Source organism: Microcoleus sp. CAWBG27 (genome assembly GCF_020883145.1).
Taxonomy (GTDB): domain Bacteria; phylum Cyanobacteriota; class Cyanobacteriia; order Cyanobacteriales; family Microcoleaceae; genus Microcoleus.
This window is the reverse complement of sequence record NZ_JAHREU010000064.1, coordinates 18,844-42,333: the sequence shown is the minus strand read 5'-3', so window position 1 is coordinate 42,333 and position 23,490 is coordinate 18,844. Positions and strand designations below refer to the sequence as shown.

At 42.9% G+C, this 23,490-nt stretch carries 25 protein-coding genes; 5 read left to right on the top strand and 20 right to left on the bottom strand.

Features of this window, described 5'->3' with window-relative positions; all coding sequences use genetic code 11:
- Positions 1–130: 130 nt before the first annotated feature.
- Positions 131–3,385, bottom strand: a complete 3,255-nt coding sequence (locus QZ938_RS26525) for a hypothetical protein (RefSeq protein WP_293365657.1) — start codon at positions 3,383–3,385, stop codon at positions 131–133.
- Positions 3,386–3,493: 108 nt separating this feature from the next.
- Here QZ938_RS26525 and QZ938_RS26520 point away from each other — a divergent pair, with 108 nt between their 5' ends.
- Complete coding sequence (locus tag QZ938_RS26520; RefSeq protein WP_293354466.1) at positions 3,494–4,369, top strand: biotin--[acetyl-CoA-carboxylase] ligase; 876 nt, start codon at positions 3,494–3,496, stop codon at positions 4,367–4,369.
- A gap of 137 nt (positions 4,370–4,506) precedes the next feature.
- Here the strand turns inward: QZ938_RS26520 and QZ938_RS26515 are convergent, their stop codons facing one another.
- From QZ938_RS26515 to QZ938_RS26500, 5 genes are all read right to left on the bottom strand, one after another.
- Positions 4,507–8,115 (bottom strand): BON domain-containing protein, encoded by a 3,609-nt coding sequence (locus tag QZ938_RS26515; protein WP_293354464.1) that lies wholly within the window; start codon positions 8,113–8,115, stop codon positions 4,507–4,509.
- Between the two features lie 91 nt (positions 8,116–8,206).
- Complete coding sequence (locus tag QZ938_RS26510; RefSeq protein ID WP_293354462.1) at positions 8,207–9,538, bottom strand: transposase; 1,332 nt, start codon at positions 9,536–9,538, stop codon at positions 8,207–8,209.
- 227 nt (positions 9,539–9,765) lie between these two features.
- Positions 9,766–10,812, bottom strand: coding sequence for a 4-hydroxythreonine-4-phosphate dehydrogenase PdxA (gene pdxA / locus QZ938_RS26505; protein WP_293354460.1), 1,047 nt, complete (start codon positions 10,810–10,812; stop codon positions 9,766–9,768).
- A gap of 42 nt (positions 10,813–10,854) precedes the next feature.
- A complete protein-coding gene (locus QZ938_RS33160) occupies positions 10,855–11,223 on the bottom strand; it encodes a transposase (RefSeq protein ID WP_363318903.1) in 369 nt (122 codons plus the stop codon).
- Complete coding sequence (locus tag QZ938_RS26500) at positions 11,105–12,049, bottom strand: transposase (RefSeq protein ID WP_363318902.1); 945 nt, start codon at positions 12,047–12,049, stop codon at positions 11,105–11,107. The genes QZ938_RS33160 and QZ938_RS26500 overlap by 119 nt, the downstream gene beginning before the upstream one ends.
- Before the next feature lie 195 nt (positions 12,050–12,244).
- On the opposite strand from QZ938_RS26500, the gene petM reads away from it, so the two are divergent.
- From petM to QZ938_RS26485, 3 genes are all read left to right on the top strand, one after another.
- Entirely contained in the window at positions 12,245–12,349 is a 105-nt protein-coding gene (petM, locus tag QZ938_RS26495; protein ID WP_172189541.1) for a cytochrome b6-f complex subunit PetM, read from the top strand.
- Between the two features lie 197 nt (positions 12,350–12,546).
- Complete coding sequence (locus QZ938_RS26490; RefSeq protein ID WP_293154339.1) at positions 12,547–13,524, top strand: NmrA family NAD(P)-binding protein; 978 nt, start codon at positions 12,547–12,549, stop codon at positions 13,522–13,524.
- A 1-nt stretch (position 13,525) separates the two neighbouring features.
- The gene (locus QZ938_RS26485; protein ID WP_293354458.1) at positions 13,526–14,443 is read left to right on the top strand and encodes an NAD(+) kinase; all 918 of its coding nucleotides are present in this window, start codon (positions 13,526–13,528) and stop codon (positions 14,441–14,443) included.
- An 81-nt stretch (positions 14,444–14,524) separates the two neighbouring features.
- Here the strand turns inward: QZ938_RS26485 and QZ938_RS26480 are convergent, their stop codons facing one another.
- The 6 genes from QZ938_RS26480 to QZ938_RS26455 form a co-directional block, all read right to left on the bottom strand.
- A complete protein-coding gene (locus tag QZ938_RS26480; protein ID WP_293354456.1) occupies positions 14,525–14,821 on the bottom strand; it encodes a hypothetical protein in 297 nt (98 codons plus the stop codon).
- Positions 14,822–14,871: 50 nt separating this feature from the next.
- Positions 14,872–15,357: a hypothetical protein gene (locus QZ938_RS26475; protein ID WP_293354454.1), complete on the bottom strand. Its 486-nt coding sequence runs from the start codon at positions 15,355–15,357 to the stop codon at positions 14,872–14,874.
- Positions 15,358–15,670: 313 nt separating this feature from the next.
- The gene (locus tag QZ938_RS26470; RefSeq protein WP_293354452.1) at positions 15,671–17,221 is read right to left on the bottom strand and encodes an ATP-binding protein; all 1,551 of its coding nucleotides are present in this window, start codon (positions 17,219–17,221) and stop codon (positions 15,671–15,673) included.
- 192 nt (positions 17,222–17,413) lie between these two features.
- The gene (locus QZ938_RS26465) at positions 17,414–18,313 is read right to left on the bottom strand and encodes a sulfite exporter TauE/SafE family protein (RefSeq protein ID WP_293354450.1); all 900 of its coding nucleotides are present in this window, start codon (positions 18,311–18,313) and stop codon (positions 17,414–17,416) included.
- On the bottom strand, positions 18,310–18,855 hold the full coding sequence (locus QZ938_RS26460; protein WP_363318901.1) for a rhodanese-like domain-containing protein: 546 nt from the start codon (positions 18,853–18,855) through the stop codon (positions 18,310–18,312). Before QZ938_RS26460 ends, QZ938_RS26465 begins: the two co-directional genes overlap by 4 nt.
- A gap of 8 nt (positions 18,856–18,863) precedes the next feature.
- Positions 18,864–19,580, bottom strand: coding sequence for an MBL fold metallo-hydrolase (locus tag QZ938_RS26455; protein WP_293354474.1), 717 nt, complete (start codon positions 19,578–19,580; stop codon positions 18,864–18,866).
- A 97-nt stretch (positions 19,581–19,677) separates the two neighbouring features.
- On the opposite strand from QZ938_RS26455, the gene QZ938_RS26450 reads away from it, so the two are divergent.
- Positions 19,678–20,016 (top strand): helix-turn-helix transcriptional regulator, encoded by a 339-nt coding sequence (locus QZ938_RS26450; protein WP_293354448.1) that lies wholly within the window; start codon positions 19,678–19,680, stop codon positions 20,014–20,016.
- 163 nt (positions 20,017–20,179) lie between these two features.
- Here QZ938_RS26450 and QZ938_RS26445 read toward each other — a convergent pair whose 3' ends face one another.
- The 8 genes from QZ938_RS26445 to QZ938_RS26410 form a co-directional block, all read right to left on the bottom strand.
- Positions 20,180–20,512: a DUF5615 family PIN-like protein gene (locus tag QZ938_RS26445; protein WP_293354446.1), complete on the bottom strand. Its 333-nt coding sequence runs from the start codon at positions 20,510–20,512 to the stop codon at positions 20,180–20,182.
- The gene (locus tag QZ938_RS26440) at positions 20,509–20,739 is read right to left on the bottom strand and encodes a DUF433 domain-containing protein (protein ID WP_293354445.1); all 231 of its coding nucleotides are present in this window, start codon (positions 20,737–20,739) and stop codon (positions 20,509–20,511) included. The genes QZ938_RS26445 and QZ938_RS26440 overlap by 4 nt, the downstream gene beginning before the upstream one ends.
- A 206-nt stretch (positions 20,740–20,945) precedes the next feature.
- Positions 20,946–21,212 (bottom strand): hypothetical protein, encoded by a 267-nt coding sequence (locus tag QZ938_RS26435; protein ID WP_293354443.1) that lies wholly within the window; start codon positions 21,210–21,212, stop codon positions 20,946–20,948.
- A complete protein-coding gene (locus QZ938_RS26430; RefSeq protein WP_293154385.1) occupies positions 21,196–21,279 on the bottom strand; it encodes a type II toxin-antitoxin system HigB family toxin in 84 nt (27 codons plus the stop codon). The genes QZ938_RS26435 and QZ938_RS26430 overlap by 17 nt, the downstream gene beginning before the upstream one ends.
- Before the next feature lie 4 nt (positions 21,280–21,283).
- Entirely contained in the window at positions 21,284–21,565 is a 282-nt protein-coding gene (locus QZ938_RS26425) for a hypothetical protein (RefSeq protein ID WP_293354441.1), read from the bottom strand.
- A complete protein-coding gene (locus tag QZ938_RS26420) occupies positions 21,562–22,113 on the bottom strand; it encodes a DUF6036 family nucleotidyltransferase (RefSeq protein WP_293354439.1) in 552 nt (183 codons plus the stop codon). The genes QZ938_RS26425 and QZ938_RS26420 overlap by 4 nt, the downstream gene beginning before the upstream one ends.
- A 25-nt stretch (positions 22,114–22,138) precedes the next feature.
- Positions 22,139–23,050, bottom strand: a complete 912-nt coding sequence (era, locus tag QZ938_RS26415; protein ID WP_293354472.1) for a GTPase Era — start codon at positions 23,048–23,050, stop codon at positions 22,139–22,141.
- Positions 23,051–23,101: 51 nt separating this feature from the next.
- On the bottom strand, positions 23,102–23,266 hold the full coding sequence (locus QZ938_RS26410) for a hypothetical protein (RefSeq protein ID WP_293354437.1): 165 nt from the start codon (positions 23,264–23,266) through the stop codon (positions 23,102–23,104).
- Positions 23,267–23,490 lie beyond the last annotated feature (224 nt).

Genomic DNA, 23,490 nt, shown 5'->3' with positions numbered 1-23,490 from the left:
TTTGCACGGCGACAAATCATTATACCTTAAAAAACCTCAAATGATTGCATAGCAACCATCTCAGGTTTTGAAAATTATGATTTGTTTGAAAATTAAATCCGATCGAATATCTGCGGAATGTGGGTTATAACTATTGACGCTTGAAAAGAGGTATCCACTTTTTGGCATCTGACCAGAGAATTGGAAGAGTATTATTAGGACAAGCATCGGCAAATACAACTGCTGCTTGACAATTTCCGTAACCAAGTGGATTATTGTTAACTAAGTTACGACCATACTCATAAGCGACATTTTTTGCTCGTTCCAAATCACTAGATTTAGAGAATATTTTAGACCGATCGCTAAAAACTTTATCAGATTCATCAAGGGGATCACATATATGTACCTTGACATTAAAATTAAGTTCATAAAGCTTAGTTTCGATCCGTGTTTTAGCTTCCTGGAAACCAGATACAGAGATAAAAAATACTATCAAGTTGGTATTCCGAAGCAGTTCTCCACATTCATTCGCTAATTCTTCAAAATATTGACAAGCAGATCCCCCCGTACCTATAAAATCATCAATAAAAACAAGACCTTTTATTTTTTCCATTCGGGTCTGATCTGTTAGAGTTTGAGCTAGTTTTCCTCGTTCAACAATATTATTAGCATAAATTTCATTTTCATCAGCAAAATTTTTCGCATAAGAGCATCCACTTTTGCTGGGATTATCTTCTAGATAGCTAACAAGTATATCCGATCTTTTCCTTTGCTTTTCTGTTTCATATTTACGTACTGAAATTCCTCCTCTAACGATAATTCCATGAGCTTCTTTCATTTTATTTCTAAGATTATCACCATTGTAGAATTTTAGATGTTTAAGAATTCGGAACATTAACCTCTGTTCTGTATTTTCCTTAAACTGGCTTAGCCAAGCTCTCACCTTATCTTCTGTAATGGGTCTAGATAAATATTGTCCCCAATTACTGATTAATTGGATGATTTCTTCAGAACGAACATAAGCCTCTTCTTCTTCTTTTTTTCTTGACAAAATAGCATCTAAATCAGTAAAGGTTGTAATGATTTCATGAAGTCCTTTCTCTTTCAGCCATTTTCCAAATAAAGGAACTTTATACTTATAAACAGTATCCTCTTCACTTAGAATTATTTGACGACGTTCAAAATCTCGCAGTTCAAATTTAACCTGATTTTCATTTAATCCATATTTCATACCCTGTTCTATAATTATTTCTTGGTTGAGATTAATATTTTTTCGACTTATTTCTGCTAGAGCCAACAAAACTTTTCTCCGATTCATTGACCTTTCTTCAGCACGATCTGTCTCAAATAAACCATCTTCCCAAAAATGCAGGAAACTATTGCTAGCTAATTTATTTATAGTTATCTTAGTAGCCTCTTCCACTTCTTTTTGTGTAATATGCCCATCTCGACGATTTACGATAAGTTTAAATAATTCACTGCATATTTGCTTTGTAAAATAAGGATTACCACCTGTTTGTTGATAAAGTTCATATATTGCTCGTTCTGAAATTTCAATATTCCACTGAGCCACTGGTTTTTTTACAAGGTCTTGAAAGTCAGATTGATGATTTTCAAAGTAATCAATTCTAAAAGGTTCAAATTTATTAAGAGCATCACCTTGAGTGCTTATTATAAATTCCATTTTTTCGCCTCCTACCAGAAGAAAGCCAAAATGTGTCTTTCCACTAATAGCTCTTAAGCTTAAAAAAAATGTATCTCCAATAGTCCCTCTTCTGTAAAGGTCAATTGGCAGTTCGTCAAATTCATCCAAGATAAAAAGAATTTTATATTCAGGTACAATTTTTACAACTGACTCTAAAAAACTACTCAAAGGAGATAATGCACCGTTGAAAGAAGGTATTTCCAACCCATCAAACTGAGAATTGCTTTGTTTTATTCGTTCGCAAATCTTTTTTGCTAAATTTTCTATAGTAATTATCGGATCGCTATTAGCATAATCACCACCTTCTAAATCAATTACAAGATAATTACTGGGCATTAGCCTATTTAAGCGTGCTTTTAAAGTTTGCGCTATAGAGGTTTTACCCACACGCTTTTGTCCAAAAATATAAGATGATCCTATACTTCTGGCTTTGCTTCTTGCGATTAATCTATTGAGTTGTTCTGTTCTGCCAACTAACTCATCCTCGGTTATGACTGGTTCTAGACTGTATGGCTCTTCTATCGCTAAACTATCCCAATCTATCTCATAATTTTGGCTTTCAAACTCTAGGCAAAATTCTTTTTTGATTTCTGAGCTATCAAAGTTTTTCCAAGCTAGTTCTAGTATTAATATAGCCTGTTTTTCTGAGCGAGTTACCTTACAGGTAATGGGAACTGTTATAGAAGTCAAATCTAGATTTCCTAGATATCGTTCTGAGCTATCTAAATATAGATTATTATCTATATCTATTATATTTAAGCTGACATCAAATGCCTGACCTGGTCCATGATTTTGAACAACCAAGTTCAAATCAAATTTAGCATCTTTTGTTGAAAAAGGGTACTTTTTATCCGAGCGAGAAATGTCTAATTCAGAAGGTTTACTAAGGGGATTATTTTGAAAATCTTTTTCTAAAAGTTCTAAGACTTTAGTAGCAAATCCCCCTAAGTAATTACAACTATATTTTGTTCCAAATGTTTTAGCCGAACTTAAATAATCAGTGAGGATTTCTTTGGATTCAGTAAAATACTGAATTTTTTTCACTTCTGCTTCTTTTAAATACTGGTCGATAGATTGAAAAATTTGCGCTAGTTTTCCATTTTCGATTAAATTCTTTGGTACAAAATAATGCAGTACAGCCTTGGATATTTTACTATTGATTATTTTATTAAAATCATTGCGAAAATTATTAATTAAAGTAATATCATTAAAAGAATCTATCAAGTTATCAAAATCTTTCTCTAAGGTTAATACAACGTCTTTTAGAATATTTGCTTTTACATAAGATTGAGATTTTATTTTTATATCTAATTGGGAATACAAGTCTCTGGCAAATACTTCATTAAAAAGTTCTAGGGTTTGGTGTTTGACTCTGTTATCATCAAGGATATTTTCACAAATATTTAACAACCGTAACAAACAAGCAGCTATAAATTTTTTTTGATTGGAATTTAAGTTTTGATCGAAAAGCATATCTCCTAAATTCGAGTGATTTATATATTCAATATCTTGGTATTGGAAGACTGCCTGACAAAAAAGAACAAAAAATTCTGAATTGATATGTTTTTGCTTGGCTTCTTTGGTGCCGAATAAAAAAGCCTCTAACGTATAGTCAAGGGCTACAATAGGTTGACTAGATAATATTTTTTTAATCTCGTCTATACTTTTTGGCGACATGATTTTTTTTTCGTAAAACTGCAAACCGAATAGTCTCAAATAGATATTTGTACTGTTTATTATCTTTGCTTCTGTGTCTCTGTCAGCTTAGCTTGATATCGGAAGTTCAGATATAGGAAACCACTGTCGAGTATGACATATAATGCGAATATTCCGCCACTTCTGCACGATTCAAATCAAACCTTGTCTGAATTACCCTTAATTCCCGTGCCCGCATCCCCACAACCGTGCCCAAACCTTCCTCTTCCTCACTGGCTGCATACGTTAGATACTTGTCCCAGTACCAATACCTGGGCGATCGCCCGCGCAGACCAATTGCACCACGGAGATGTAATATTTACTAAGCAGCAAACCAACGGGCGCGGACAGCAAGGGCGCACCTGGTACGCCCCAACAGGTGTTTTGACTGCCAGTTTTGTACTCGACAACCTCAATCCCCATCTGTTACCCGGACTCAGTTTAGCAGTCGGTTTGGCTGTGATTTTCGCGATCGAAGATTTAGTACCCGAATGTCGCGATATGCTGCGCCTGAAATGGCCAAATGATGTTTGGATACATCGACAAAAATTAGCCGGAATTCTCTGTGAAGCCTCTTCTGGTAACAGTTTCGGCACTCGCGCCGTTGTGGGAATTGGACTCAACCGCTGCGTAGATTTCGCGGCGGCCGGATTGGATGACAGGGCGATCGGCAATGCGGTAAGCTTGCATTCTATTGCTACTAATGTACCCGATGAATTGTGTTTGCTTGCGAGACTCCGGCACTATTTACTCGAACTAGCCGATATGTTTTCCGCCACCGACAAGCCACCCGAAAAGTCTGGTTTAGCAATGCTTTTGCCAGAATTACGCCGCCGCGACGGGCTGATTGGTTCCAATGTGGCGATCGAACTTTCCTCCGAAACCATCTGCGGAGAAGCCGCCGGCATTGACGGATGCGGCCGGTTGTTAGTATGCTTGGCGGGCGATCGAATACAAGCCTTTACCTCCGGGCGAATTCGATTAAGTTAAGACGAAGAAGTCATTAGTCATGAGTCATGAGTCATTAGTCATTAGTTATTTGCTAGCAATGCCCAATGCCCAATGCCCAATGCCCTATGCCCAATTCCCTATGCCCAATTCCCAATTCCCAATTCCCCATTACCACTTTAATTTACCACCTCAAATACTACTAATCTGCTCATCCACAGCGGTTGATTAGCCTCCACACCTTCAGGACGACCCTTCGTAGAAGCAACTTGTATTCTATTGCCATTTATCCCTTCTTTAACTAGAGCAGCTTTCACATTTGTCGCCCTTTCCAGCGCCAACTTTTGATTTTCCACAGGACTACTTTTAAAATCGCTGTAGCCAATTACCCTCAAATTAGTCGTGCTATTTTCCTCCATATATTCTTTGACTTTGCTCAGTTTTTGTGCTATGTCTTTCGGCGCCAAAATTGCTGAACCAGCACCGAAATAAAGGCGAACTTCTATTGGCAGTGACGGCGGTTGAGTTCCGATTCCCACTGTATTTGTTACAGACTTTACCCCCGGAATTTTCTCGAAAGCTTGAGTAATTTTCTGAGCATCCGTTGCTTTGCTCACACTACCTGCAATCGCGACTTTTCCCTCTGCATAGCGAGCCGAGATATTAATACTTTCTAATTTATTCAAAAGAGCCACAGTCCGCTTGACATCAGCTTCGGTTAAAACCGGATCGGGAGGTACTTCAACGGCTATAATTTTATTGTCAATTCTTAATTTGGGAGCTGCTTGCTGAGCAATTTTTTCCGCTTTCACTCGCAGCTTTTGATTCGGTACTCGTCCCGAAATCTCTAATACTCTATCTTTAACATCTGCCGCGAGTCGATAAACCGATAAGTCGGGAGCAGATTGTAAAGCTAAATTTGTATCTGCTTCTAAAGTCGCTGCAATTCCGCTGCGGTATTCATGAATGCCCCAACCTACGCCAATTAAACCTAACGCGGCCAAACCGATAACTGGTAAAATTGGAATCTTAGCAGGTTTAATTTTTACCTCTGTATCGATTAATTTTTGCAAGTTCAAGTTTACTTCTGGAGGTACACGGGTTGGATCTCCGTTAAATGCCTGAATTTGCTCTCCGTATTCTTCAATAATATTCTTGAATATCGCTCGCATTTTGTACTTAAACCACTGGCGGGTTCCTCCTTCGATCACTACTGCTAGATAACACGAACCTGCTACTTCCAATACTATCGAAGATGTCCCGTATTGTACCGCATCAATCTCTGCAAGATTTCCCGATTTAGATATACAGTCGTTGACAAAAGAGCGGATAGCAGTCAGCATCCCTGCTACCATTTCTGATTCTAGCTCTTCGCTTTCAGGCGGCTGCACTCCTGAAATTAACAAGCCAGAGTTTTTTTGAATCAAAAATACAGCTTTAACAGTCAGCGGTGCTGTTGCTTGCATTAGCAATTCTGCTTCAGAAATTCCCTGCAATTTGGCTTTAATTTTGCGAGCGATCGCCTCAGGACTTAACGATTGCTCCAACTTTTCGTTAATCTCGCGCATCGTCTCGCCTATGTATTTTAAAATTGTGCTGCCTATGATCGGATAAAGTGCATCCGACATTGCTTCTCGCTTGATAGTGATTTGCTGTTTGATTGCCGAGGCTATTTCCGGCGCCAGCGCTATGGCAATTTCATCGGGATATTCACTAATTCTGTGGCTGATTCCCACAGGAATAGAAGGCGCTAGGGCTACTCCAAACGACTGCCGATTTTCTCGAATTTTGGTATTAATTACTTCATCAATTATCGGAGCTAGAGTTTCGGTAAATAATTTTCTAGAGTCATTAATTGTTTGGATCATCATTTCGGGAAAGATGCTTTTAATTCGGGCCATTAATTCTGCCCGATCGCCTCCCCATTCAGCATCAGTTATTTTGCGTTCTAGTTCCTGTACTTTACTGTTGAGATTGTAATTATAACCTACCACTTCATCTAATAACGGTAAAATAGATTCTATGACCGATTTTTCTAGTTGGGAGTGATGGCTAACCATCAGCTCATCAATCAAGGGTTTGAGTAAATCTGTAAACAAGTCTGTCGATTGATAAATCCGGTGTTCGATCGCCACAATTTTTTGTTCGATATTTCCGAGTCTTTCATCAATCTTTTTGTTCTGAACGATCGCATCGACAGTAGGGGCGATCGCAGATTCTATCTCTAGCTTAGCGTCCCGAATGCTTCCGGACAGCATTTCCAAGATCGCGGGCATGATTCTTCCCATCAACCCTTCGATCTCGCCTAAAACTTGCTGCTGAACTTCGACAATCTTACTTTCATTTTGCAATATTTTTGCTGCAATACCGCTGTTTTGAATAGCAGTATCGACAGCAGGTGCGATCGTCTCTCTCATCTCTAACTTTGTCTCGTCAATTTTCCGGCTTAGCGACTCAATCATTAACGGCATCAACCTTGCCATGATTTCTTCCGGCTGAGATTTTTGCTGGCGCTGAAGATTATTGAGCCTACTTTCGACATCGCTCAATTTTCCGGGAATTTCTCGTTGCAGAATCGCTGATTGAATCAAAGGTTCGATCGCTGCTGCTACCTCTAATTTTGATTCATCAATTTTCCGGTTCAGAAAATCCGTGATTGCTGGCATTAGCATCGCCATAATCTCTTCTGGCGTCTGAATTGGCGACTCTTGGGTAGCTAGTCGGCGCTCGACGATGCTCAATACTTTTTCTTCTATTTCTACCCAAGCTATTCTTACCTGTACTGAAGGTGCGAGTGTTTCGACAACTTCTAACTTTAATTCACTAATTTTGCGGGCGAGCAAATCGCTAACTACCGGGACTAACTGTTTGATAATATCTTCCGGTTGCTGCTGGTAACGCTGCTGAACAGTCGCAAGTTTCTCTTCAATTATGACTACTTGTTCTTCCAGTCCGTTTTGATTTTCAACTACTTGATTGATTGTCGGTGCGATCGCCGAAGTCACCTCTAACTTAGACTCCTCTACCTTGCGGTTGAGCAGATCTCCCACCATCAACATTAGCCGTTTAACTAACTGTTCTGAATTTCCCAATTGCTGCTGGTTGAAATCAGAAATTTGATTTTCCAAATCCGCTAATTTGGTCTGAACTTCCAGGCGATTCATTTTATCGTTGCCGGCGAGTTCTATCGCGTTGTTTAATTGAAACTTCAACCGCTCTAGGTCTTCTCTCACTAACTCGGGCATTAAAGGTTTCAATAAATTCATCAATTCTTTCGGTTCAGACATTAGTTTCTCAAAATTTTCTAACCTTTGTTCTACACTGAAAATATTACTATAAAATTCCGGTAAATCCCTTTCAAACAACAGTTGCTGCAACCGCTTAAACTCTTCGACTGCTTTTTCTAAATCTTCTTCCGACGGTGGCTCATTGTTTTCTAAATTCTCGATTCTAGATAAGCCTGCTTCCTCGTTCTTGTTTTGTCCTCTTTGAGATGGTATCTCTTCACGATCGTTCAACACTTCCGGTACCACAGCAGGTGATTCGATCAAAAAAGACAATTGGTTGCGCCGATTTTCCTCTTCCTCCAGTCGCTCCGCTGACTTTTCAGAGAGCGGTAACTTCAGCTCGATAGATTCTTTTTTTGATTGCTTCAATAACTGAATTTCAGTTAATATGATTAGCAATTCCTGAAGTTGATCTCCTGCTTTAGAACTTGCCAGAGTTGCATCTGACACCTGTGTTTCTGACTGATATATGTTCCCTGAATTATCATTAGATGCTGCCATACTGTGCTACCAAAATCTGATTTTAACCGATCGACTAAAATGACCAGCTTGCTTGTCGCCTGACACCAGCGAACATCAATAGGATTGACACTCAAGCGGGCTGAAGCCGCTGAGATTTTGCGGACAGAATAGGCTTGGGTAATACCCAAAGTCTAACTCTCGCTACGGTCGTCAAAGACCGTCTACCCAGTTGGTTTAAGCTTACACCTAACTTACTGGCTACTTTTCTCAGAATATTTGCAGCACCATTTAAGTCTGCATTCACCATCAAAGCATTAGCTGACTGATACAAGCCACGTTTAATCCGTTTTCCAGATGCTTTCCACCACGATGGTTTTTCACCATATTTGGGTAGGGAGTCACCATCTAAAAAACTAGCTTTCGATGTATATGCTTCTTCAGTTTCAACAAACCTGACACCGTGCAAATCACACAGTTCTTTTAACCTATTTTTCAGTTTACCTAAAGGCATTTGAACAAATTTTTGATTGTTCGCTTTACCTAGATTACTGTTAGACTTAAAACCTTCATTCCACCCAACTATCAGTGTACCAATTCCGATTTTAAGACAATGGTTAGCAATCAACTTAGCAGCCTTATTGATACCATCACGCATTTGGTGGTTACGTTTTCGGGTAACACCGTCTAACCAACTATCCCAATAACCTTCTGGCTTTCCTTCTTTTCTGGTTGCTACTTTTTTGTTCCATAATTGATTCATCGCTTTCATAGCACGAGCATCAATCAAGAAGGAATTTCCTAATGTATCAACACAAGCTGCTAAATTATCAGCAGTTTCCAAGTCAATTGATAACGCTTGACTAATGTCTAGATTATGTTGTTTTTTTTCAACCTCGTAGGACATTTCCAGATAAAAAGCGCCATTTTTAGGGAGAATCGTAAACTCTTTTACCTTGGAAAAATCAAGATTTGACGGCATAGGTAAAAAGAATTCAGAAACTCCAAACCATCGCTTCACTGTTAAACCCAAGGAAAATCTTAACTGATTGTCAATAAGCTTAGGTCTTAAACCTCCCGAATTTGGATAAGCCACTTTGAACAACTTAGAACCTGTCAGGTATCCCGGTGGCTTGGGCTGGAAATGCAGTTGACCTTTGATGTACAAATCTCTTAATTCTTTAAAAGATTTGAAGGCTTCCGTGACTGACATCAATGTTTGCTGCATTGGTGTTGATGGCAACGACTTAGCGATCGTTGATTTGGCAACTGACGATTCAAAAGATAAGTCGAATTTTCCCGTCAACAGTTTTCCGGTCTTAAAAAAAGTTTGACGAGCCAAATAAACACCACTATTGTAAAGTTTACCTGATTGTTGGCAGAGATACTCCAACAATGCTTTAATTTCTTTGTTAGGAGACAGCAATACTTGCTGAACTTCCATTATTTTTTGGGTTTGAGTCACCTCTGTTTTCCTGAATATTGGTTGATTTGTCTAGTTTCAGTTATTATACTAGATATCTCAAGCTCGCTCAATAAAATCTTTAGAAAGAAAGAAAGAAGGAAAGAAAAGAGACAGGGACTAAAGTCCCTCGTGCCGCTTCCCTAGGAAGGTCTAAAGACTCGCTTGTTTCTCGCATCCCGTATTAATTTTTATGACACAATTTTGCACAGTGTCAGACTTAATTAAGGCTATCGCCCTATTTTAACTGGTGCTCTGCGACTAGCCAACTGGGCCGCCAACTGCAACGCTGCTGTCATGCTGGAGGCATCGGCAATTCCTTGACCTACAATATCAAAAGCTGTGCCGTGATCTGGAGATGTACGGACAAAGGGTAAGCCAATTGTAGTGTTGACTGCTTTGTCGAAGGCCATCAATTTGACTGGAATCAAGCCTTGGTCGTGGTACATTGCCAAGTAACCGTCGTGAGCTTCTTTGGCTAAGCCGTACCAAACTTTAGCCGGTTTTACCCACATGGTATCCGGGGGGATTGGCCCGTCTAATTGCACTTGAGGAAAACGATCGCGCTGCGCTTTCAACCACGGTATCATCCAGTCTTGCTCTTCACTTCCCAGTTTGCCATTTTCGCCGCTGTGAGGATTTAAGCCAGAAATCGCTATTTTTGGTTTTTCTATCCCAAAATCTTCGCGCAAACACTCGATCAGCAATTCTAGTTTTTCACTCAGCAACTCTGGAGTCAAAGCCTCGGGTACTTGACGCAGAGGAATATGTGTGGTAGCGAGTAAAGTTACCAGCGTCCAACCGCTGTGGGGAGATGTGGCGGCAAACAGCATTCCGAACCGCTGCGATTTCGACCTTTCTGCGAGAAGTTCTGTTTGTCCGGGGTAATTGTAACCTGCGGCCTGCCAGCAAGTTTTGGAGATGGGGCCGGTGACGATCGCACAAAATTCGGCGGCAAGGGTACGGGCGATCGCCTTTTCCATATAATCAAAGCTAGCTGCCCCACTAGCCGCATTCCCGACACCGGGGATAATGGAACCCCACTTGCTGTCTGGTTCGATATCAATAATGTTTAATGTTGCGGGATTTGCTGCTGTTGTAGCCCGATCGATCGATCGCAACCGATCGTAAGTTTGTTGCAAAATCATCCTCGATCCGAAAACCGTCACCATCAAAGCAGCAGCCGGATCTGCCAAAGCCTTGAGAATCACTTCCGGGCCAATTCCTGCCGGATCTCCCAGAGTTACAGCTAGTTTTGATTGCCGATCGAGACTCAAGGCAGTTTTCTCCCCAAAAAATACAGAAATTTCAGCAGTAAACTACCCCACGGCCTTAAGCCGGGGACTTTCAGTAGCCCTGATGTAGTCTGCAAGGTGGCAAGACAACACCGAACCTCCGAGCGGATTTACTGCCGCTCCAACGATTGAAATCACCTTTGAAGCATTTTCATCCGCATCACATTGATTGCCGCAATGCCCACACTTGAACGACTTGCCAGAGCGATAGGACTTACCTTTGACCGGATGGATGTGCAAGCACTTGTGGCAAGTCTGGCTAGTGTATGCCCGGTTAACTGCAATCAACTTCACGCCATACTTCACGCTCTTGTAGCTCAGAAATAATCGCAGTTGGAAGAATGCCCAACAGAAGCGAGCGCCTACGCTCAGTCTTATTTCTAGGCAGTTCATTGGTGCGTTCTCGAATGCCCGTCAAGTCTTCAATCGCAATCATTGAATTACCTTGAAGTGCAGACAGGACAATCAATTTGCTGATGTTATGCTTGGGCCAAGTCTGATAGCGACGTTCACGCCCCGACAGCCGTTTCAAAATCTGCCTTGCCCTGCGGCGAGTAGACCTTGTGCCTTTGGAAGCTTTGCTTTGGAGAGACGCTCTGACTCTGGCAAATTTATCTCTAGTTTCTGTAGTCTGTTTTCCGTCCCATTTGTCACCCTCAGAGGTTACGGCAATGTCTCTACGTCCCAAGTCAACGCCGATTACCTTGTCACCCTCGATCGGGTCTGGCGCATCGTCCGTTACTTGGATGTGCATATAAAACCGTCCATCACCGTGCTTGCACAGTTGAGCAGAGGTGGGCTTACGTCCCTTCAATTTACCTGCCTGATAGTTGGCAAGCACGACCCGAATCCGCTCGCGACTGCCCAACAGTGTCAGGCTGACGGTTTGATCCTTCTCCCTGAAGTCAAAGATCCGAGCGTCATAGTCTGCCGAAGTTGGACTAAACGATTTCACCGTTTCGCCTTTGAACTTCGTGGTTTTTCTATTAGCTCCGACTCTGGCGCAAACTCTGACGGCTTGATTGGCGCTCAAACCAAACCGAGCGCGAATATCCTGATAAACCAAGGTTTGAATAGTAGTTTTGCTAGTTATTCCTGGTTTTACCTGCTCATTGACATAGTTGCAAGCATCTGCGAACGCCTTCAACAAGTCATCTGCTTTGATGGCTTGTTCGGGAGTAGGTTGAAGTTTGCAAACTATAGTCAATGTTTGTTCCATCTCCCAATTATATCACACTGTGAGATACTATGGATAATTCAAGGAGACTTGAATTCGCAGCCGCTTACCTCCCCATGTCCTTAGCCCAGGGCATCCGCTCGTTTTTCGGTGAGATCTTAGCATTCATGTAGCTGGTTGGCCCAAATTATATTATTATTTTTACTTAATGCGATCGTCCAATTAGGTCTATAAATTATGAATCCTGAAATTTTCAATGCAGCCTTTTTGTCCTTTTCCCTAATTTTCGTGGGTATAGGTGGAGGCTTCCTCCTGCTCAAACTGCAAGGTGGCGAAGAATAAATTTTTGTAACAATCATTCAGAAGTCTCCTAGGTCAAGCCTTCTAGCTTCTGCGTGACACCCCAAAGCCAGCGTGCTGCTTAGGCTCTCCAGCCGAAAATGAGAAATATTCAGGTTTTTGTTAAGTTTTTATAAAAAACATAACGAAAACCTGATACTATCTTATAGAAAGTTTAAGATTCATAAATTAATCCCTAGATGACTTTATTGATTGTAGGAGCCACCGGCACCCTCGGCCGTCAAATAGCCCGCCGCGCCCTAGACGAGGGCTACCAGGTGCGTTGTTTAGTGAGAAATTACAGAAAAGCGGCCTTTTTGAAAGAATGGGGCGCCGAACTCGTACCGGGGAACCTTTGCCAGCCTGACAGTTTGATTCCTGCACTAGAAGGAGTCACTGCTATCATCGATGCAGCAACAGCCAGCGCGGCAGATTCTGTCAGCATTAAAAGAGTAGACTGGGACGGAAAAGTATCGCTGATCCAAGCAGCAGCAGCAGCAGGCATCAAGCGTTACATATTCTTTTCATTTCTCGACGCCGAAAAATATCCGCAAGTCCCCTTGTTGGAAATTAAGCGCTGTACCGAGCTATTCTTAGCAGAATCCGGTCTAGACTACACAATTTTGAGACCTTGTGGCTTTTTGCAAGGACTGCTCAGCCTGTACGCAATGCCGATTTTGGACGGTCAGGGAGTCTGGCTGCCCAACAAGCCGTCAGCCCTTGCCTACATGAACACTCAGGATGTAGCGAAGTTTGCCGTCCGGGCCCTTTCTGTTCCTGAAACCGAGAAAAAAAGCTTTCCGGTGGTGGGAAATCGCGCTTGGGATGCAGAAGAAATCGTGCGGTTGTGCGAGCGCCTTTCTGGCAAACAAGCCAAAATCACCCGCACGCCAGATGCCTTGTTGCAGGCTACCCGTCAATTTGCTAAGTTCTTTCAGTGGAGTTGGAACGTAGCTGACAGATTGGCTTTTTCAGAAGTCTTAGCAGCCGGAAAACCCTTGAAAGCTCCGATGGATGACGTTTACAGTGTCTTCGGATTAGACCCCAAAGAAACTACAACTTTGGAATCTTATCTGGAAGAATACTTCAGTCTGATTATGAAGAAGCTCAGGGAAATAGAGTACGAGCAGCTTAAGACTAAAAAACGGAGTAAACAAAAAATGCCTTTTACATTTTAAAGTGCCGAAAGCTGGGATTATATACAACGACGTTAAACCAGTCTCTTGTCGCATCGCCGAAGAGTTGAAAGACAAGCTGACTGCCCGCGGCTGGGAGGTCTGTGCGGTTTCCGGTGCCGGGGGAATTTTGGGCTATTCTAGCCCAGATCGCCCCATGTGCCACACTCCGATCGACCAACTTGTCCCCCCCGGTTTTGACAGCGACATGGAGTTTGCGGTGGTTTTGGGTGGCGACGGTACGGTGCTGTCGGCATTTCGCCAAGTTGCTCCCATCGGAGTGCCGCTGCTGACTGTCAATACCGGTCACATGGGCTTTTTAACAGAAACTTACCTAAACTTGCTCCCGCAAGCTTTGGAAAAGGCGATAGCTGGAGAATACGAAATAGAAGAAAGATCGATGTTGGCCGTGCGGCTGTTTCGAGAAAACGACTGCCTTTGGGAAGCCCTTTGTCTCAATGAAATGGTGCTGCACCGCGAACCGTTGACTTGTATGTGTCATTTTGAAGTGGCAATTGGCCAGCACGCTTCTGTGGACATTGCCGCAGATGGGGTAATTATCTCGACTCCGACAGGATCGACAGCTTACGCGCTGTCAGCCGGCGGGCCTGTAATTATTCCGGGAGTGCCGGTGCTGCAATTGCTACCCATTTGCCCTCATTCAATGGCTTCGCGGGCTTTGGTGTTTTCCAACACCGAACCGGTCAAAATTTTACCTGCCAGTCCCAACCGCCTGGTAATGGTGGTAGATGGCAACGGCGGATGTTATGTTTTGCCGGAGGATTGGGTGCAAATTGAGCGATCGCCCTACCCAGCCCGCTTCGTGCGGATACAATCTTTTGAGTTTTTCCACATTTTGCGGGAAAAATTAGGCTGGGGCTTGCCTCACATTGCTAAACCCAGTTCCGTTGAGTTGCCTTAATACTTGTTGATAATGAGCGGAGTGTAGCGGAGGATTAAAGTCCCGTCCTTTTAGGGCGGCTTTTTCTTTGCGTTCAGGTTTCTAAGTTTTTGTGCAGGATAAGGCTCGATCGTCCGGGTGCATCTCAATGAGTGCAAATATCTTCGTAGGGGATCTCGCATTTCGGCAGTAAATCTCTGATTCTGAGTAGTAAATTGTCTGCCGAAATGCGAGATCCCTTGCCAAATAGAGATGCACCCGATCGGAATCTCCTAAGGAATCCTTAATTCTCGATCGAGCTTCCGAATCATCTCCAAAGTCAGGCAGCGTTTGCGAGATAACAGTTGAACTCACCGGACGGGAATAATCTTTGCAACTCAACCAACCAAATTGACACATTCCGGTGCAGTGCGGTTGTTAGGCGGCGGACTAAATGAAAAGTGAAGTCCTTAAACTGGATACTCTAATGGTTTATTTCGCATCTTAAAATACTTTCTTACACTTTTAATTAAACTTTCTGTTCTTTGCCGATAGTAATTTCCTCTACTTTGTCTCTCATACATCACTATTGGCTGTGTCACTCCCCAAATTCTTAAGAAAACTTCTCCATAAGTTTCGCAAACAAATTTAGTGTTTATTTGCTTATTTTCTATTAATATCCAAGCCCGGTCTAAGCTTGATAAAACTTCATCTACAATGAGAAGTTCCTCTGTTGTTAATTGAGACGGATCTTTGTTCTTAAGGGAATATATGAACGCTCTATTCTTCCTGCTGTTTGGTGAAGAAAGCTCATCAAATAGCCTAATAGATACATCTAGCTTATGACTTTGATTTGTCTGTTTGATTTGTAAAATAGCAAAGCCAACTGTGACAATAATTACAATTGTTTGAATAAGAGATGATATTGCACTTATTGCCTCCCACGGTGATGACATTTGCCTCACTCCCAACCTGTAATTATATTTGTAAATTAGAGTAGCTTGTATTCCGGGGAACTTAAAATGACTAGGCTTTGTCTGCCTCACAAACAATATCGCTGTACCGTCCCAACCGAGATTTTAAGCTGCCTAACTATTAATTAGACCGACTTTCTCCATATATCCTCATAATTCTACCAGATAGACGGACAACTGGCAAGTGATTTTCGGAAAGCGAATCTTCATATTTCCGCTATTTCTATAAATATCTGGAAAATTTCCATTTATCTCTCCGCTGGAAAGACAACTTTTCGGAAATTTATTGGACTTATCACGCACGAATGACTGTAATAGTTCTTCCCATTGGACTAACCTGAATTTCAGTATTCAACCGTTCTTCGATTTCCGGTGCATTATCTCTGCGATCGAATATAACCAACCAACCCGAATCTTGTCCCAATCTCGCCAAATATCCATCTAACTGTTCCAATCCTTTACTCAACGGATCGACTTTCCGAGTCCGCCAAACCTTCAGTTCAATTCCTAATGTTACCTCACCATAACGCAAACATAAATCCATCCTGTCTCGTCCGATCGCATATTCCCTCTCCAGCGTTCCCCCACCATTAATCACCCGATGCAGAAACGCCATCAGCACTAAATGCGGCGCAATTTCAGGGTAAGACGCACTTTTGAGTAAGGGTTCGCCATGTTGCAACCAAAATTCTAAAAAAGTTTTCAGTAAAGCCTGAGTATCTAATTTACCTTCTGATGTCAACCAACTCGGTGCAATTTGGGGCAGAGAGGCCATTGGAGTTACGGTGAGCACGCGGGGCAAAACTTCGCGATAAATTGGGTTGGCGATCGTCAATCCACCCTGAACGTCCATCTTACACAAACCCAAATCGATTAAAAACTGAATATCATCATTGGGGATATTGCCGAGTTCCAAACCCGCCAACATCGGCTCGATAATTGCTTTGACTCGGTTTTCTCTGAGTCGTTCAGCCAAGCTATCTAAATGCGTATCTTGTCGTTTTATCAGAATTTCTTTAGCTTCTAAAATATGTTCTGGTGTAATTTCTATAGATTCATCTGTTACTAATTCTTCGACGATTTCTTTGGCTAAAGCATTCACCAACCAAGGTTGTCCTTGTGTTAATTCAAAAGCTAAGGCTACGGCTTCTGGTGTAAAAACTTGTCCGGTATTTTGGGTATGTTGCCCGTAGAGTTCTGCGACTTCTGAGGCATTAAAATTTCTGAGCGTAATCGATCGCACTTTAATATTAAACGGACTGGATGTATTGAGGCGATCGCTACCACCCGCAGCCACTTTATAATCGCGAACATCCCGCAAACCGATTAAGCCCACCGATTGCGGAAACGCACGAGGACGAGAGGGATAACCATTGCGTAACTGACGCAAAACGGACAGCAATACTTCATTTTGCAGCGAATCAATTTCATCAATGAAGACTACTAAAGGGCGAGGTGAAGTTTGTGCCCACTGCCGCAAGGTTTCTTCAATTCCTTGTCCCACCTCCATCTCTTGTTTTGCTGGTGGCTGGAGCTCCGGTGGCAAATAGACTCGCGCCTCACTTCGCCAAGAACTTAAAATCGCCGCTTGGGCTTGTTGTGGATTGTCATTAAAGGGCGAACCTAACTCTACTGAAACAACAATCGCAGTGTACTGTCCGCTATCGGTGAGTTGTTTGGCTAAAGCCAGCATGGCCGTGGTTTTTCCTACTTGTCGGGGTGCATGGATGACGAAATAGTTTTGCTGAGCAATCAGTCGCTCTAAATTTGGGAGGCGGCGGGTGGCAGGAAGCTGATAGTGAATGTCTTCTTGGCAAGGGCCAGCGGTATTGAACCAACGTGGCATAGGTCAACTGGGGCGAATGGGGCTGCTCTCAGTTTACTTTACTGTTGTTGGAATGGGGTTCTATTGTTGTTAAGTGGGGTTTGTACCGACTCATCGGGTGGAAATGAGAATCTTAGGCGGAATTATTAATTATCGATCGAGCTTCCGAACCATCTCCAAGGTGAGCCAGCGTTTGCTAGATAACGTTCGTGTTCAGCGGACGCAGACCATCTTTGCGACTCTATTCAGCGGACTGATACGTTCCGCTGCAACACGGTTGTTAGGTTGCTGGTAAACAGATGACTTTTTGAGATTCTGTAAGCTGTCACGATTTTGTACTAATACAAATGTGGCAACTGCTAGAAGAAAGTAACCAAAGCTTTTCTGAAGTTGCTTTGGTGAAACAAATTGGGCAAGATATGCACCGATCACTGTTCCACATCCTGCTAAAAATGTAAATGAAACCGTTAGCGTCCAATTTAAAGAAATATGTCCTAAATAACCAAGGAGACCAGCAAAAGAATTACACGCAATGATCAACAGCGAAGTTCCAATCGCTTTTTTCATTGGGATATTGCCTAACAGTACCAAAGCTGGAACGATGGCAAAGCCACCGCCAACGCCGACTAACCCGGTCAAAATGCCTACAGCAATTCCTTCAGTCATGAGCCATAGCCAGCAATATTTACAAGCAGGTTTGACATACTGGATTGCTGCTAAATCATCCTCGCTCATGTCAGGTTTTGCATTAGCGGAACGATAAATCATTAACCCTGCGGCAATCAACATCGATATTCCAAATAGAAGCATCTGAATTCCACTTGTGATGAAGGGAAGTGTGGCAATCCTGGCACCTAAATAAGCACCGACCATCGTTGCCGATCCGAAAATTCCTGCTATTTTAAGATTTAGATTGCCACGTCGCGCATGAGGAATACTCCCCAACAAACTCACACTTCCCACGATAACTAAGGTCATCGCGATCGCTGGTTTCGGTGAAACCCCCATGACATAAACCAGCACAGGCAGTGCCAGCACCGAACCACCACCACCCAACAAGCCTAAACTGATACCGATACAAATGGCGAAAAGATTTCCGAAAATCCAAGTCATAGTTTATTCCCAGATCGTTGATTGTAGGGCAACTTAGCTAAGAGCAATCCCATTGCACAGGTGTTCGTGACTCCAGCAAACACAAGCCCAGCACCCACAAATCCACTGAGAAGCAAGAAATTAGGTGAAATTAGCACGCCTAAAAGGGTTCCTAAAAACACCAATGAACCTGCCACAATTTGCACCTGCCGAAATAAGCTAATCGGCGCATTTTGACTCTTCTCAATCCCGTAGCCTGCATTTTTCCAACTAGAAATTCCGCCTCGTAAATGGCTAACAGAAGTCAATCCAGCCTCTAGACATCGCTGAGCAGCTTTCATGGATCGATTCCCCGATTGACAATAAAGTACAAGCTTTTGACCCGATGGCGGTTGAACTCGATCGGGATTGAATTGTGATAATGAGTGGAGTTTCGCACCAGGAATCCGTTCAGTCGCATATTCAGCAGATTCCCGCACATCCACTAATGTCACCGAGTTATGCTCAAGCCATTGTTTCAGAGTTTGAGCATCAATTTCTTGCAACTGAGGAGTATTCGTCATGATTATCCTTAAATAGAATAGTTGTTGGCAGGCGTGGCGATGGATTTGCCACAACGTTCATTAGCGGGTAATGCCTCCATCATTTTTTGCGGATCGGGCAAATCTAGCTTGTCCATAAATGCCTTAAATTCAGCCCGATCTCGCCCGACAAATCGAGGATTCCAGCGTTTTTCCTCTGCTACAGAAGAAACTGTCTGTCCACGATAGTCATGCGCTGGATAAATCAATGTGACATCTGGCAAGGTAAACACCCGTTGAGACACTGAATCAAATAAGGTGCCCGCATTCCCACTTTGAAAATCCGTTCGTCCGCAACCCCGAATCAATAGCGCATCTCCAGTCAGTAGATGAGTCCCATTGATGAGATATGCCATATGACTGTCGGTATGTCCCGGTGTCGCGATCGCTTGTACTTTAACGGAGCCAAGATTTAGTCTTTCACCATCTTGAATAAACTGATCGGCACAGTCTACTTGCGCCCGATCGGGGACTACACTGAGGCATCCCGTTGCCGATCGCAGCTCTGCCGCACCTGTAATATGGTCGGCATGAACATGAGTCTCCAGGCAGTAGCGCAATGTCAAATCCAGTTCTTTGAGCAACTTCAGATCGCGTTCAACCTGCTCTAAGACTGGATCGACCAAGATTGCCTCAGCAGAAGCGCGATCGGCAATCAGATACGTGTAGGTACTGCTTTCACGGTCAAAAAGTTGACGAAATAGCATCACTATTTGTCCTTGCTTATATTTATTGATAATATCATTATATAGTAGTATAATGAAAAAGACAAGTCTAAATTGAAATTAGTTCACTCCCGCTCTTATGTCACAAATCCCAATTTCCGCGCTGACCCAAGTTGCAGACTATTTCAAGGTTTTATCAGAACTGAGTCGGCTGCAAGTATTGTGTGTCCTCAAGGACGGGGCAAAGAATGTGACCGAAATCATTAAAGAAACTAACCTGGGGCAAGCCAACGTTTCCAAGCACTTGAAGATTTTGACCCAAGCAGGCATTGTGAAACGGCAGCCGCAGGGAGTCAGTGTTTACTATCAAATCACCGACCCAATGATTTTTGATTTATGCGAATTGGTGTGTCAACGCCTCGAAATTCAGTTACAAGAACAGTCACAAGCGTTAAAAAACCTCGACGGGTTGCGTTAGCCCTAATTGTTTCGATTTCATGTGTGGTAGACGTGCTGAATGATTTCTATTCAGGGAGGGTTTGAAGCATTGTCCTCACCGATAACCTAAGCAACCTAACTTATAATTATATTTTAGATTAGAGTCGATCGCACAGAATCGCACACCCTCGGCGATCGGTGCATTATGATAAAGCAAGCAGCGATAAAGTCTCGTCTTCATAAAATAATTCGATCGCGTTGAACTCCCGGCGCAGCAAATTTTCAACTTGCAATGTTGAACAGTTTCCGACGCGAAGCCAAATAACTTTCGGTGGATTCCCAAATACCAAGCTCAGGTCGTGCATATCCGCGTCTTTCGAGACAATCATCAAATTATTCTCTTTTGCATAATCCCAAACTATTGGGTCGATCGTTGCTTTCATTCCCACATCTCGAACGTGAATCGAATTTGGGAAAAGATCGCTCAAACGATTCGGCAACTTGGGCGACAAGTTTTCATCAAAAAGTAATTTCATGCGGATAAGGTCGCAGCCATAAACCGACGCTCACGGTCAGCAGCATAAGCTATACAAGCTTTTAAATCTTCTCGTGTTAAATCGGGAAAATCATCGAGAATTTCTGCTTCGGTCATCTCGGAAGCCAGGTACTCAAGCACTTCATAAACCGTAATTCGCAAGCCGCGTACACAAGGCTTACCACCGCGTTTATTTGCTTCGATCGTGATGTAGTTTCGGTAGTTCATAGTTTGATATGGGATTTTTAGCAGACCAGTTTAGAGAACAGATTTCAGTCCAAGACGAGCAACACTACATTAGTTCCTGCCCTATAGCGTTCGACATATTTTCCTCTAACGCCACCCTTCATCTTACTAAAATTATACTCAGGACGTAACTCGTCCTCTAGCTCTTGATTATTCTCCATCTTCATAAAATCTCCGCTCATTTCGGGTTACCTCTCGCGCACTGAATGCTGTTGAGTTAGACCTCGACTTTCTAGATAATAAAGAATTGCTTCGATTGGGTCAGGCATCACGATCGGCTCGTGTTTGTTTTCGTAGGCTTCAACTAAGGTGACTAATATTTCTAATCGATCGAATTCTGGAGTTCCTTGAGGAGCTTCAAACAAATGCTCTATTTCTTTCAGCGATGCTTTGTAATCTTCTTGGCTTCTAATAGGTTTTAGGCTGTACATAATTACCTCAGATGGTTTCTGCATCCACTTTGTCATATTCAGCATGAGTGCCGATAAATCGGATAAAGATAATCCCAATGTCATAACGCATATTCTCACATATAACGAAGTTCAAGTGCATTGCAAAAGCTATTCAAGCGATTCAGCAAAGCATTGTAGTAGGGATAAGCATCATCTCGTTCATCTTGAAGGCGGGCATAAAGGGTCAGTTCTGGCTCTGCGGCCAGACGATCGAGAGGAACATCTAAGCCTGCTTCAGCTAGGCGCGTTGCTGCGATCGCGACTAACAATGACCCAACTGTATTAGTTTTACCATGATGAAGATCGTCCAGTCCGGGAAGAATTAGCTCTGCTCCCGGTAACTCATTTAAGTTCATAACTGTCCATCCTCTATGTTGCTTTCAAAACGTTTGATGAAGTTCTCAACTCTGCTTCTGAGCGCATCAGGATTAAGAGAGGGAAATCGGATTAATTCGGGTGCAATACTCTCAAAACTATTCCGCAGTTCTTCTAATGAAAATAATTTCTGTTCGTACATGGCTTGAACATCTTTAATGTCCCGATCGAATCCCCTGGATATTTTGGAGAGTGCTTGGGCTATAAAGTCATAGTGATAAAACGAGATTTGACCGTATTTGCCAATGAAGATACTCCTGTCGCGCCACCCCGGAATTGTGGGTAAGAAATCCTGTGGGGAAGCCAGTTCGATATTGATATTCAATTCTTGTTTGATTTTGGCGATCGCACCAAAAATGCCTGGGGGTTCAGGATCTAGACGAATATCAATATCAATCGTCGAACTCCGCCATCCAATCAGTAGGGCACTAGCACCACCCGTGAAATAAATGCAGCCTGAACCCTGAGCTTCTCTACCCAAGACTTGCATCAGTCGTTCGAGCTTCTGGGAGTCAACATTCGGACGCATATTCTGCCTGCCAACTGATAAAGTTTTACTCTTCCACGCGATAGCCCAATTCTGCCAAACGGGTGCGGGACTGCCGCCATTTCGGCTGCACCTTGACAAATAACTCCAAATATACTTTACCTTCAATTAACTTTTGAATCTGTTCGCGGGCCGCACTGCCGATCGACTTGAGCATACTGCCGCTTTTACCAATTAAAATACCTTTTTGGGAATCTCGTTCAACGTGAATCGTCGCCAGAATGCGGGTAATTTTCGCTTCTTCTTGAACGATGTCGATCGCGATTGCTACAGAATGCGGCACTTCTTCCCGCGTTAGCAGCAAAATCTGTTCCCGAATCAACTCGCCCATAATAAAGCGTTCCGGCTGATCTGTTACCAAATCTGGCGGGTAATAGTAAGGCCCAACTTCCAAATGTTCGATTAACAACTGTTGCAGCGGTTCCACACCCTCGCCTGTGAGAGCCGAAAATTTGACAACTGGCCACTCGGGATTGACAATTTGCTCGTAAGTTCGATCGATCAACACGGAATCCTCCGGTTGTTCGTCCAACTTATTCATCCCCAAAATCACCGGAACTTTGCAATTGCTGAGAATTTCAATAATATATCGATCGCCCCCTCCCGATTCCACCGAACCATCCACCACAAACAGCACTACATCCACAGACTGAATCGCGGTGCGCGCATTCTGCACCAAAACCTTACCCAGTTGGTGGTGCGGCTTGTGAATTCCGGGAGTATCGACAAAAATAATTTGTGCTTCCGGCGTCGTCAGGATGCCCCGCAGCCTGTTGCGCGTCGTCTGAGACACCGGCGAAGTAATCGCAATTTTCTGCCCCACCAACTGATTCATCAGCGTGGATTTGCCAACATTCGGGCGTCCGATAATACCCACGAAGCCAGACTTGTAGCCCGCAGGAGCCGCGGGAACACCCATAATTTCCGATACGTCGATAAACTTACTATCTTCCACTAAAATCACCTATTTTCAAGCCCCTTCTCCGTCTATTGTCGCCTGAAAATACTCAAACGCCCATCGGTGCAGTCTAGCATCTTTCTTCCGCTGGTATAGCGCATAACACTCAAAGGGCGATCGAGCCCTCAACCAGTGTGAAAATGCCACAGGCGATCGACAAAACTTGATATCTGACACAAAATTTGATAAAGTTCCAATGACATCGATCGAAAATGAATCATTCTGGTAAAACCGAGTCCCCAACGCTGTAACAACTTCAGATGTGTAAATGTCTCACTCAACTGAAACAATTCTACAGTTTGTCAGACCAACCAGTTTTTACGTTTTTGAAGATGTCTGGTAATAAATTAGATGGGTCAAAACCAAGATAAAATTTCATTAGCATTAGATTTTTTATAAAT